The following is an 11775-nucleotide window of genomic DNA, read 5'->3' as shown; positions in this document are numbered from 1 at the left end:
TTCTAATTTGAATAAACTTCTTCTTTCAATACTCCAACATAAGGAAGGTTACGATAATTTTCTTTATAATCTAGACCATAACCTACTACAAACTCATTTGGAATAGTAAAGCAAGTATAATCCGCTTCAATTTCAACAACACGTCCCTCTGGTTTATCCAACAAAGTCGCGATTTTAACAGAAGCTGCTTCTCTTTCAATAAACATATCTCGCAAATTTTTCAAGGTTTGACCTGTATCGATGATATCCTCTACAAATAAAACATGTCTTCCTTTGATATCTTGAGTCACGTCTTGCTTGATATTGATCACACCACTACTTGCTGTTCCACCATGGTAGCTAGATACCATCATGAAGTCCATCTCAATATGCGTATCAATATGTTTGACCAATTCAGCCATAAAAGGAATCGATCCTTTCAAAATTCCAATAAGAATTGGATTTTTCCCCTCATATTCTTTTGTTAGTTGCGAACCTAGCTTTTTAGCTGCTTCTGTAATTTCATCATGTGAAACGAGGATTTTTTTAATATCGTGTTCTAACATCTTTTTACCTATCTATTTTTTCTATATAAATTACAGTGTTCATTATATCATTTTTCGTGTTTTTACTCAAATCACTGGTCGCAATTCCTAAAATTGAGACAATTTCTCCAAATTGCTCAATAATAGGGGTTGTTTTTCGTTTTTCAATAGGGATTTTCAAATCTATAAATAAGCGTCTCAGTTTCTTTCGATGACCATTTAGGATAATAACATCGCCAGATTTTCGACATCTAATATGTACAAATGTTTCCCGTGAAACCATTACTTTTTGAACAAAATCCCCTTCAATAGGGATGCCAAAGGAAAATAAATAGCCCATATATCGAACTTGATTTTGATAGTGTAACACAAGTTCATCTTCCTTTTCATCGGACTGAGGACTGATTTTACAAACTCGAAAATTCTGATACTCTTTTATCAATTCATAGCCATTTTTAAGAGAATGACGATACTGGCTTTTTGTTGCTAAAATCTGTTTAACATCAGCAAACTGAGCCTTTGTTAGATTTAAGTCTGGAAATTGATTCAGATAATTCTGGAGCAAGATCCCTTGAGTTTGTTGTGAGTATGAAAATAGCTCATTCAAATCTTCCACATCAATTTGTTTAGAAAGCTCCGTTATTGTTGCTTGGTAATCTGAAATCTCTCTTCCTAAATCTAAAAGGGCGGATTTAAGACGAGGATTTTCTTTTTCAAGTTCTGGTAAATACCTATTTCGAATCCGATTTCGAAAATAGCTGTTCTCACGATTTGTTTGATCTTCGAAATGAAAAATTGGTGGAAAATCCTTTTTATGAAAATGCAATAAGGGACGGAGGATTTCAATATCATCAACTACTTGGCTTCCTTTTATTCCTGTTAAATGACGTAGCCGACTTCCTCGAATCAAGCGCATCAAAATCGTTTCAACCTGATCATCTGCATGATGGGCAGTAACCAAGGCAGTTGCTCCAACCTCTTTTATGATTTTCCTAAAAAAATCATAACGAAACTCTCGAGCACGCGCTTCTGAAAAGTCTCCTGAAAAGCTTGTGATATAAATAGGAAGTTCAGCTGCATCAGCTAACTTCCTTAGTTCATTTTCCTCCCAGTCAGACTCACTTCTCTGCTTGTGATTGACATGAGCTAAAATCAACTCAATTCCCAACTCTTCTTGATAAGTAGACAATAACTGGAATAAAAACATTGAATCAAGTCCACCAGACAGAGCCAATAATACTTTAGAATGTTTTTTGAAATACTCTTTTCGGAGAAAATGATTTAAAAAATCCTGTTTCCTCATTTTAGAACCTCATAGACATCCTTGGCTATCTTAGAAATGGTGTCATAATCAGAATTTTTGGTGAAAATGGAAAGAACGAAAGGAGAATCCGTATAAACAATGGCAGTGTCATGTTTAAACTCGTCGGCATCTCCGATTTTATGAGCTAACTTAACCGAAACACCTTTTGCAATTCTTTGGTTGTCAAAATCAGTCTTGCTCAGAGACTCTAAGACAAAACCATTCTGATTATAAATAGCTTCCATGACTTTTCCAGCCATTTTTGAAGAAGTCAATTTATCATTCACATCCCAATCTTCACCCATAATGGTGGACATTTTTTCTTTGAAAGCCCCGTCAGATTGATTGGTCACATAATAACCTAAAATATTATGAGCAACATTGTCAGACTCTTTTGTTACCTTGGTAATTAACTGTTGAAGACTGTATTCTTTGTTATCTTCTTTTTTAGGTAAGCTACCACTACCTTCTGGTTTATAGGACCCAGGGAAACTATTTACTTCTGGGACATACTTGAAGCTACTGTCTAACGTATACTCTCCTTGATTTATCTTATCTTGAGCATAATAAAGATAGGCTAGTTTCAAGATGCTAGCTGCATAGAGTTTGCTGTCTTCATTCACCCCAGCCTCTTTACCCGTGCTCAGTTGTTTAACATAAATAGAATAATTTTCATTCTGATAGTTGTTTGATAAAACTTCTTGAACCTTCTGGATGCGATTATCTTCTTCTGAGACGAACTCTTTGGATACCCACCCAACTTGATCAATATGCAGAAATTCTTGTCCCTCAGCAAAGAGAGTTCTATCCACTAGTACGTGTTGATAGGGAGAGAGGGTAGAAGAAATTTCTTTAGCGTCATAAGGGCTGTTATAAATAACAAACCCTGGTTCTAACCATACTTGTTTATTTTGAGTTTGAACTTGACTTTGATCATAGACCAAACGCTTATCTGCAACGATAAATTGATGATTATCTAATCTAAAAACAGGAACACCTTGTCTATTCAAACGCCATTCTACGATTTTAAAGGTGGTTCCAGGAGTCAATTTACCAGACTCCTTGACAAGATCCTCATTAGCATAGACAGCTGTTTCTCCGTATACCATTGGGGTCTCCAGAGTTTCTTTATAGTAGAATCCATAATCAGACTCGGTTAGATAATAAATTTCTTGCGAAGAGTAAGGAAGCTGTTTTTCTGTGCTAACTACTCTTGAGGTTATGATAAAAGCAGGTAGCAATAAAACTACTAAGAACTTACGCATTCTTCTCTTCCCTTTCTTCTTGCAATCGTAATAAATGGTTTTTAGCTGCCAATTCCTCTAATTTTTCATCTGATAAGCTTAGAAACTGCTCAACAACTTCCAATAAATTTTCCATGACATTACCTCGGAAGCAAATCAGGAATTGTGTAAATTGCTTCTCGTTTCTTTGAGTAATAGTACTTGGCGCGTGCATATTTTGCTACATAGTCTTCATCTTTCAACTTTGCAGCAAAAGCAGATTCCTTATCCTTTTCGTCACTAAGAGTTTGGTACTGCTCTTTCAACTCTGTCAATTGCTGGCGGCGTTGCAGTAACTGATCATAGCTTTTGGCCAAGTTATAAGTTGGTAAAATAAACAACAAAATCATCAAAATAAGGATCCAACCCATAAAACGATTCCTCTTTTGTCTCTCCTTCATCAGGTAACGACGACGTTGGTGTTCATTTTGAATAAAAGAATTATTCATCTGTACAATATTTTTAGACATTTTCTTCTACCCGTGTTTCACTGAGAATTTCATACATGCCTGCTGCATCTTCTTTTTTTGTACTATCTTTCATCTCTAGTACTTTAACAAGCAACAACTTATTTCCAAAGCGAATTTCAACTTGGTCATCAACTTTCAAATCCGTTGAACTTTTGGCCAAGATTCCATTCACCTTGATTCTACCTTTATCTGCTACTTCTTTTGCGACTGTGCGACGCTTAATAATTCGTGATACTTTTAAATACTTGTCTAATCTCATTTTTATTACCTCAAAATATTATTGTACCATTTTTATCCTTTTTATAGAAGAAAAATGTTAAATGGGATTTGCTTCCTTTGATTCTTTTATCTCTAATAAACTGATTCTTTTATCTCTAATAAACTGATTCTTTTATCTCTAATAAACTTTCTCCAAAAATCAGCAAACCTTCTAAAATTTCATAATCCTTCTTGTTTCGGACATCGAATACAACTTCCATTAATCCCTTATTCTCAGCTATGGCTGCTTTTAAATTCGTTGCGGATAAAGCTTTAAAATAATCTTGAGCCAAGAATAGTCGTTGAGTGACTTTTTCAAATTGAACTGTAATCTTATTTTCTTTTCTTTCCACACGTTCTACAAATACCTTGTCAAAATATGACTTGACCAAACCAATCTCTAAAAGGTATGCTACTACGTCTGGGTATTCTCCAAAGCGGTCCATCAACTCTTCTTGTAGTTCTTCATAGTTGACACGATTGTCAATTTGACGAATTTTCTTGTAAATTTCAATCTTATGTCGTTGGTCAGAAATATAAGTATCAGGAAGATAAGCATCAATTTGTAAAATCAACTCAGCATTTCCTTTGATTCTTTTATTCACATTACCGTTCCGTTTAGCAATAGCTTCCTCTAATAACTGTGAATACAATTCAAAACCAACAGAATCAATGAAACCAGACTGCGATTTTCCTAGGAGATTTCCTGCTCCACGAATCGAAAGATCTCGCATCGCAATCTTAAATCCTGAGCCTAATTCTGTAAATCCCTTAATCGCTTCTAATCTCTTTTCAGAGACTTCACTAATTGATTTTTCTGGACGATACATAAGATAGGCATAGGCAATACGATTACTACGACCGACTCTTCCTCTTAATTGATACAAGGTTGACAAACCCATATGGTCTGCATTTTCAATAAATAAGGTATTGGCATTTGGAATATCTACCCCTGTCTCAATAATAGTAGTCGTCACCAAAATATCATACTGACCTTCAATGAAATCAAGTAGAGTATTTTCCAACTGAATTTCACTCATTTGTCCATGAACATACCCAATCGAAGCCTCTGGAATCAACTCCTGTAATTCCGAAACCTTCTGGTCAATCGTGTCAACCTTATTGTAAAGATAGTAAATTTGACCTCCACGCTCCATTTCACGCAAGACAGCATCACGAATGACACTATCATTCTTCTCTAATACATAGGTTTGAACAGGATAGCGATTGGTTGGAGGAGTTTCAATAACAGACAAATCTCGGATTCCCAGCATAGACATGTGGAGAGTACGAGGGATTGGCGTTGCTGTCAAGGTTAGAACATCTACTTGTTTTTTCAGTTCTTTCAAAGTTTCCTTATGCTTGACACCAAATCGTTGTTCCTCATCAATAATCATCAATCCCAAATCTGAAAACACAACATCTTTTGACAAAACACGATGCGTTCCAATCAAAATATCGACTTGACCATTCTTTAGTTTTTCAAGTGTTTCTGCCTGCTCTTTTTTACTTCTAAAGCGACTCAACACATCAATATTAACAGCAAAATTTTGGAATCGTTCCTTAAAATTCGTATAGTGCTGTTGCGCTAAAACCGTCGTTGGAACTAGAACGACCACCTGTTTGTGATCATTGACAGCCTTAAATGCTGCACGCATTGCAACTTCAGTCTTTCCAAAACCAACATCCCCAACTAAAAGTCGATCCATGGGATGAGAATCCTGCATATCTCTCTTGATTTCCTCAATACTACGAAGTTGATCATCCGTTTCAACATAAGGGAAGGCATCATCAAAAGCATGTTGCTCATCATCATCAGTTGAGAAAGCAAACCCCTTCAACTGACTACGCTCAGAATAAAGTTTGATTAAATCATCAGCTATATCCTCTACCTGGTTCTTAACTTTTTGCTTGGCCTTTTTGAAATGACCATCATTTAATTTATTAAGTTTTGGCGCTTTCCCATCACTTGAAACATATTTAGACAGTAACTGAATCTGTTCTACTGGGATGGAGATTTGGTCACCATTTTGATACTGTACACTGACATAATCACGGTGAATCCCTTTGATTTCAATTGTTTCGATTCCTAAATATTGACCAATTCCATGAATATGGTGAACAACGTAGTCACCTTTTTCAAGTTCATTATAATCTTTTAATCGCTCTGCATTTGAAGCATGTTGTCTTCTAAACCGACGTTTTAATTTCTTTTGAAAAATCTCATGTTCAGTAATCAAGAGAATTTTTTCATCTACAAAATGAAAACCATGTCTTAGATTACCCTCAATCAAGTTTACAGATTCTTTACAGATACTTGACTTATCTTTGGAATCCAATTTGATTTGGTATTCCTCTAAAACATCCTCCAATGTTTTACTTCCCATTGAATTGCTAGACTGCAAAACAATGGTGTAGTCCATTTTTTTGTATCGCTCAATTTCATCTTTTAAAAATGAAAATTGATTGAAAAACTCTTGCATGGGGTATTGATTAAATTGATAAATGTGATCAAACTTAAGATTTCCTAAGCCCTTTTGCAGATTGGAGAAAAAGGTAACTGGACTTTGTTTTTTATAGGTTTGCTCTGTATCTGCAAAATACTGCATCCCAGAAAATGATTTACCATTCTGTAAATCTTCTGTAAAGTATTGTGCTAATTCTCTTTCAAAGGATTCATACTGATTCATCAATTTTTGATAGTCATCAAAGAATACTGGTGTATCTTTTTCAATATAATCAAAGACAGTCCATGTTTTATCATAACATAAGGACAAAAACTTTCGACTATCTGAATGTACTTGTTTTTGATGAAAACTTGACAAAATTTCTTCTAGATAGGATTTCAAAATCGGCGATAGAGTCTTCGAAATTTGCTTTTCTAAAGCCGACTGACCTCGTTGATAATCCTTTTCTCTCAAAAGCAGATCACTAGCTGGAAAGATAGTGAGTTCTGTTTGATTTTCTTTTGATAATTGTGTTTCGACTTCAAAAGTACGAATACCATCTACTTCATCACCAAAAAACTCAATTCGGAAAGGTTCTAACTGAGACATCTCAAAAATATCTAAAATATCTCCTCGAATACTAAACTCACCTTGGGTCTGTACTTGCGTAACTTTGCGATAGCCTATTTCCTTTAATTTGTGAAGAAGGTCATGTTGGTCATATTCTTCACCGACTGCAATCCTTATAATACTTTCTTTAAATCCAGTTGGAGAAGGTAAAATCAAGCGACTTGCTGCGATATTACAAACTAAAATCCCTTTCTTAGATGAATCAGTTAAAAAACGCAAGGCTTCAACTCGCGAAATGATTTTTTCTTGTGAAGACATCAAAAACTCTACCATAGGAGAGTCATCAACCAAAAATGGATATACAAATTCCTCTCCTAAGAGAGAAAGAAGATCACTGATAATTCTTTCTGCTTCTCCATAAGTTGAAGTCAGTAACACAATCTTATTTTCTTTTTCTAGGCTGCTTGCAATTGCAAGAGCCTTAGTAGACATTGATAAACCAAGTATTAGTTGTCTTTTCTTATCTATCAGATTTTGATGCCATTTTTTTATCTGGTCATTTTCTGAGAATAAATCTAATAAAGTCACCATTTATCAATTATACCTCTGCATTGTTTTCTCAAAGTTTTTCTCTTGTAAAAAGTAGTTTACAGCATTGTCAACCTTGTCAATCGACTGTAAAACACCTACATAGTCATCCTGATCAAACTTACTTAAAACATGGTGAACCACTGACATACCTTTTTTAGGTCTTCCAATACCTATTTTAACACGGTTAAAGACCTGAGTACCTATATGTTGAATAATAGATTTGATCCCATTATGACCACCTGCTGAGCCCTTTGCTCTTAAACGAATTTTTCCAACTTCCATGTCAAGGTCGTCGTAAATAACGAGTAAATCTTCAATATCCAAACCATAGTAAGTCAATAAAGCATGAACAGCTTTCCCGCTTTCATTCATAAACGTCGTTGGTTTGACAAGATAAATTTTTTCACCATTAAGAAAAAAAGATGCTAGGTCAGCTTGAAATATTTTATCGTGTGTGAAAGTGACATTTTGTTTTTTAGCTAATTGGTCAATCAACATAAAGCCAACATTGTGCTTGGTTTCAAAATATTTAACCCCTGGATTTCCTAATCCAACAAGTAATTTAGTCATTTATTTTCCTTTCAAAAGCCAAAAGGGTTGGAATTTTTTTCCAACCTATTTGACACTATTTGTTAAATATTATTAGACATTAAAGCGGAATTCCATGATATCGCCATCTTGAACGATATATTCTTTTCCTTCTTCACGCAAGCGTCCAGCTTCTTTTACAGCCTTTTCAGATCCGTATTTCACTAGATCCTCATATGACATGGTTACTGCACGAATAAAGCCTTTTTCGAAGTCAGAGTGGATAATACCAGCTGCTTGAGGAGCTTTCATACCACGCTTAAAGGTCCAAGCACGGACTTCTTTTTCACCAGCTGTAAAGTAAGTTCCAAGTCCAAGTAAGTGGTAAGCAGCTCGAGTCAATTTATCAACACCTGATTCTGTCAAGCCAAGTGCTTCAAGAAACTCTTGCTTATCTTCATCATCTAACTCAGAAATTTCTTCTTCAGCACGCGCGGAAATAACTACTACTTCAGCATTCTCTGTCGCTGCAAATTCACGAATTTGTTTGACATAATCGATAGAATCTGGATCTGAAACGACATCTTCATCCACATTAGCAACATAAAGAACTGGTTTGGTTGTCAGAAGGAAGAGTCCTTTGACTACTTTTTGTTCCTCATCTGTGAATTCAATGGTACGTGCTGATTTTCCATCTTCAAGGACTGGTTTAATTTTTTGAAGAACATTGAATTCCGCCACAGATTCCTTATCTTTTTGCGTACGTGCCATCTTTTCTACACGCGCATAGCGTTTATTTACTGACTCTAGGTCAGCAAGAATCAACTCTAGGTTAATGGTATCAATATCTGCAAGTGGATCCACAAAGGCGTCTTCACGTCCTTGCTCGCGCATAACATTTTCATCATCAAAAGCACGAACTACATGAACAATCGCATCTACTTCACGGATATTAGCCAAGAATTTATTTCCTAGACCTTCTCCTTTTGATGCTCCTTTTACAATCCCTGCAATATCTGTAAATTCAAAGGTTGTTGGGACTGTCTTTTTAGGTGTGATCATTTCAGTTAGTTTTTGTAGGCGTTCATCTGGAACTTCTACCATTCCAACATTTGGATCAATAGTCGCAAATGGGTAGTTTGCTGCCTCTGCTCCTGCTTTTGTAATTGCATTAAAAAGGGTTGATTTACCAACGTTTGGCAAACCAACGATACCTGCTGTTAAAGCCATAGTTTCTCATTCTCCGTTCTCATTTCAATCCCTAACATTATAACACAAAAAGGGAAAACTTGCTAACCCTCTAACTAAGGATTCTTAGTCAATAATCTTATTCATTTTTCGTTCAAAATCATAGCGACTCATCATGACAAGGTGGTCACAATTGCTACATTTGATTTTGATATCTGCCCCTACACGTGTAATTTTCCAACGATTGGCCTTTTTACCTGTTGACTTGATGGTGCAAGCATGTGGTTTTTTCATTTCAACAAAATTTCCAACTTGATACATACTACTCTCCTTTTCTTTTTCGATTATATCATAAAAGAGGCGAGCCAGGCTCAACCTCTTTCACTTAATTTGTACGAACTGGTGTAATGAGCTGCATGAAGTCTTCGTCAGTATCTGCTGGCACAAGAGTAAATGGACGAACAGCTGAGATAAAGCTAATAGTTACCTTTTCGCTATTTAAAGCCTTGAGGGAATCAATCAAGTAAGTTGGGTTGAAACTAATAGTTAAATCATCACCAGTCACCTGCTCCGTATCGATTTCTTCGTTTACTTTACCAACTTCTGGAGAGTGAACATGGGCGCTAACAACTCCACCTTTAATTTCAAGCTTCACAGTACCATTTTGAGTCGCACTTGATAAGAGACGTGCACGCTCCATAGTTTGACGCAAATTAACCACATCAAAAGTAATTGTAGTGTTAAAGTCTGTTGGAATCAAGCGATCTGTATCAGGATAATTTCCTTCTAGGAGACGAGTGTAGAAGCTAATATTTTCGCTTCTAAAGAGGATTTGATTATTTGCAAAGAAAATCTCTACAGTTTCAATATCGTCTGTAAATACCGCTGAAAATTCGCGTAGAGAACGACTAGGAATTACTACATCGAAATCATCACCATTTTTTTCAAGAGTCAATTTCTTCTGGCTAAGGCGGTGTGAGTCTGTCGCAACCGTTTTTAGTTCTTTGTGTTGGCTCAATACGAAGTGGACACCTGTTAAAATTGGACGACTTTCCTGCGTACTTGCAGCAAAAGCTGTTTCATTGATAATTTTCTTGAGTAGTTTTGTTTCAAGATCCAAAGGTGTGCTTGCTGAAATTTCTTGGATGCGTGGGTATTGTTCGCTATCTTTTCCTTTTAGGGTAATTTCTGATTTACCACTTGTTAAGACAATTTGTTTTTGTTCAATCTCTTTGAAATCAAGGGTTACATCTGGAAGACTGGATACAACATTGATAAAGAAAGAGGCTTCAAGAAGAATCGAACCTAAGGAAGTAATCAAAAGACCAGCATCTTCATTTTTTTGAGAAATGAAATTTTCAATAGAAATTTGACCATTTGATCCAATTAAAGTAATTCCTTCATTGCTAACATCAATTTTGATTGTTGATAAAATCGGAATAGCATTTTTAGAGCTAATTGCTCTTTTTGTAGTATTTAAGGCTTGTAAAAATAAATTTTTATTAATTGAAAAATGAATCATGGATTCTCCTTTATTTATTCTTAGTATTAGAAAGTTAATAGTAATAATAGAGTGTGTGAATTCTGTGGAAAACTGATTTCTCTTTAGTAAATTCAAGCTTCTTAGCTTGTTTAAAAAATGTGGATAAAAAAGATAAGAAAGGAAAAGTTATCCACAAGCTACTTAATTTTCTTTTTGATTGCTTCTATTTCTAAACGTAAATTATCATCTTCGTCAATCAATGATTTAATTTTAGCATGGGCATGAATAACGGTGGTGTGATCCTTTCCGCCAAATTCTTTTCCGATTTTTGGAAGACTGTTATCTGTCAGTTCTCTAGCTAGGTACATGGCAACTTGACGTGCTAAAACGATGTTTTGAACTCGTCTCGTACCCTTCATTTCTTTGACACTCACTCCATAAAAATTACCAACCTCAGTTTGAATTTTCTCAATTGGAATAACAAGTATCTGGCGGGCGTCTTGTTTACGTGCTCTAATAGCTTCTGCAGCAATATCAATAGTGATATCCTTAATATTCTTTACTCTGGCAATTAAAGTGATATCGTTGATTGCTCCTTCCAGTTCTCGAACATTTGAATCAAATTGGCCAGCCAAGTATTCCAGAGTATCACTTTGGAAATGGTAATCCAAATGCTCTGTTTTACTTTGAAGAATGGCGATACGTGTCTCAAAGTCAGGAGGAGTGATATTTTGCGTCAATCCCCAGCTAAAGCGCGTGACAAGTCTCTCTTCAAGTCCTTCTAGGTGTTTAGGACTTCGATCACTGGTTAGAACAATCTGTTTCTGTTTATCATGAAGAGCATTGAAGGTATTGAAAAATTCTTCCTGGGTCGCTACTTTTTTGCCACTGAGAGATTGGATATCATCGATTAATAAGAGATCAAGACTACGGTAAGTCTTTTTGAACTTTTCCATTTCCCCAAGTCGCAAGTGTTCAAGAAAGTCATTGATAAAGCTTTCGGCAGGAATGTATTTGACACGCGCATCAGGAATATTTTTCAAAATCTCATTTCCAATCGCATTGAGCAAATGAGTCTTTCCAAGACCAGGTCCTCCATAGATGAAAAGAGGATTATAGGTCAGAGCTAA

Annotated in this window: 12 protein-coding genes; all 12 read right to left on the bottom strand. The window is 35.7% G+C overall.

Annotated features, from left to right (window positions below; all coding sequences use genetic code 11):
* Positions 1–2 precede the first annotated feature (2 nt).
* Complete coding sequence (hpt, locus tag ACLV7H_RS00060; RefSeq protein WP_411866022.1) at positions 3–545, bottom strand: hypoxanthine phosphoribosyltransferase; 543 nt, start codon at positions 543–545, stop codon at positions 3–5.
* Positions 546–549: 4 nt separating this feature from the next.
* On the bottom strand, positions 550–1827 hold the full coding sequence (gene tilS, locus ACLV7H_RS00055; RefSeq protein WP_411866021.1) for a tRNA lysidine(34) synthetase TilS: 1278 nt from the start codon (positions 1825–1827) through the stop codon (positions 550–552).
* Positions 1824–3092, bottom strand: a complete 1269-nt coding sequence (locus ACLV7H_RS00050; protein ID WP_411866020.1) for a serine hydrolase — start codon at positions 3090–3092, stop codon at positions 1824–1826. The genes tilS and ACLV7H_RS00050 overlap by 4 nt, the downstream gene beginning before the upstream one ends.
* Entirely contained in the window at positions 3085–3207 is a 123-nt protein-coding gene (locus ACLV7H_RS00045) for an SP_0009 family protein (RefSeq protein ID WP_000429343.1), read from the bottom strand. The genes ACLV7H_RS00050 and ACLV7H_RS00045 overlap by 8 nt, the downstream gene beginning before the upstream one ends.
* 4 nt (positions 3208–3211) lie before the next feature.
* Positions 3212–3580, bottom strand: a complete 369-nt coding sequence (locus tag ACLV7H_RS00040; RefSeq protein ID WP_045592600.1) for a septum formation initiator family protein — start codon at positions 3578–3580, stop codon at positions 3212–3214.
* Positions 3573–3839, bottom strand: a complete 267-nt coding sequence (locus tag ACLV7H_RS00035) for an RNA-binding S4 domain-containing protein (RefSeq protein ID WP_001234975.1) — start codon at positions 3837–3839, stop codon at positions 3573–3575. The genes ACLV7H_RS00040 and ACLV7H_RS00035 overlap by 8 nt, the downstream gene beginning before the upstream one ends.
* Before the next feature lie 115 nt (positions 3840–3954).
* The gene (gene mfd, locus ACLV7H_RS00030; RefSeq protein WP_411866019.1) at positions 3955–7446 is read right to left on the bottom strand and encodes a transcription-repair coupling factor; all 3492 of its coding nucleotides are present in this window, start codon (positions 7444–7446) and stop codon (positions 3955–3957) included.
* A gap of 3 nt (positions 7447–7449) precedes the next feature.
* Positions 7450–8016, bottom strand: coding sequence for an aminoacyl-tRNA hydrolase (pth, locus tag ACLV7H_RS00025; RefSeq protein ID WP_411866018.1), 567 nt, complete (start codon positions 8014–8016; stop codon positions 7450–7452).
* Positions 8017–8088: 72 nt separating this feature from the next.
* Positions 8089–9204, bottom strand: a complete 1116-nt coding sequence (ychF, locus tag ACLV7H_RS00020) for a redox-regulated ATPase YchF (RefSeq protein ID WP_001218700.1) — start codon at positions 9202–9204, stop codon at positions 8089–8091.
* A gap of 84 nt (positions 9205–9288) precedes the next feature.
* A complete protein-coding gene (locus tag ACLV7H_RS00015) occupies positions 9289–9483 on the bottom strand; it encodes a DUF951 domain-containing protein (protein WP_045592604.1) in 195 nt (64 codons plus the stop codon).
* 64 nt (positions 9484–9547) lie between these two features.
* Entirely contained in the window at positions 9548–10684 is a 1137-nt protein-coding gene (dnaN, locus tag ACLV7H_RS00010; protein WP_045592605.1) for a DNA polymerase III subunit beta, read from the bottom strand.
* 158 nt (positions 10685–10842) lie between these two features.
* On the bottom strand, positions 10843–11775 hold a 933-nt coding region (dnaA, locus tag ACLV7H_RS00005; protein ID WP_411866017.1), incomplete at its 5' end, for a chromosomal replication initiator protein DnaA.

Origin of the sequence: Streptococcus oralis (genome assembly GCF_965111685.1) — a bacterium.
Classification (GTDB): domain Bacteria; phylum Bacillota; class Bacilli; order Lactobacillales; family Streptococcaceae; genus Streptococcus; species Streptococcus oralis_B.
The sequence above is the reverse complement of the archived record's forward strand: the minus strand, read 5'-3'. Positions and strand labels throughout refer to the sequence as shown.

Excerpts from the sequence above, each read along its gene's own strand:
- ACLV7H_RS00035 (WP_001234975.1), bottom strand. The coding sequence starts at position 3,839 with ATGAGATTAGACAAGTATTTAAAAGTATCACGAATTATTAAGCGTCGC.
- dnaN (WP_045592605.1), bottom strand. The coding sequence starts at position 10,684 with ATGATTCATTTTTCAATTAATAAAAATTTATTTTTACAAGCCTTAAAT.
- tilS (WP_411866021.1), bottom strand. The coding sequence starts at position 1,827 with ATGAGGAAACAGGATTTTTTAAATCATTTTCTCCGAAAAGAGTATTTC.
- pth (WP_411866018.1), bottom strand. The coding sequence starts at position 8,016 with ATGACTAAATTACTTGTTGGATTAGGAAATCCAGGGGTTAAATATTTT.
- ACLV7H_RS00015 (WP_045592604.1), bottom strand. The coding sequence starts at position 9,483 with ATGTATCAAGTTGGAAATTTTGTTGAAATGAAAAAACCACATGCTTGC.
- ACLV7H_RS00050 (WP_411866020.1), bottom strand. The coding sequence starts at position 3,092 with ATGCGTAAGTTCTTAGTAGTTTTATTGCTACCTGCTTTTATCATAACC.
- ychF (WP_001218700.1), bottom strand. The coding sequence starts at position 9,204 with ATGGCTTTAACAGCAGGTATCGTTGGTTTGCCAAACGTTGGTAAATCA.
- ACLV7H_RS00040 (WP_045592600.1), bottom strand. The coding sequence starts at position 3,580 with ATGTCTAAAAATATTGTACAGATGAATAATTCTTTTATTCAAAATGAA.
- hpt (WP_411866022.1), bottom strand. The coding sequence starts at position 545 with ATGTTAGAACACGATATTAAAAAAATCCTCGTTTCACATGATGAAATT.
- mfd (WP_411866019.1), bottom strand. The coding sequence starts at position 7,446 with ATGGTGACTTTATTAGATTTATTCTCAGAAAATGACCAGATAAAAAAA.
- ACLV7H_RS00045 (WP_000429343.1), bottom strand. The coding sequence starts at position 3,207 with ATGGAAAATTTATTGGAAGTTGTTGAGCAGTTTCTAAGCTTATCAGAT.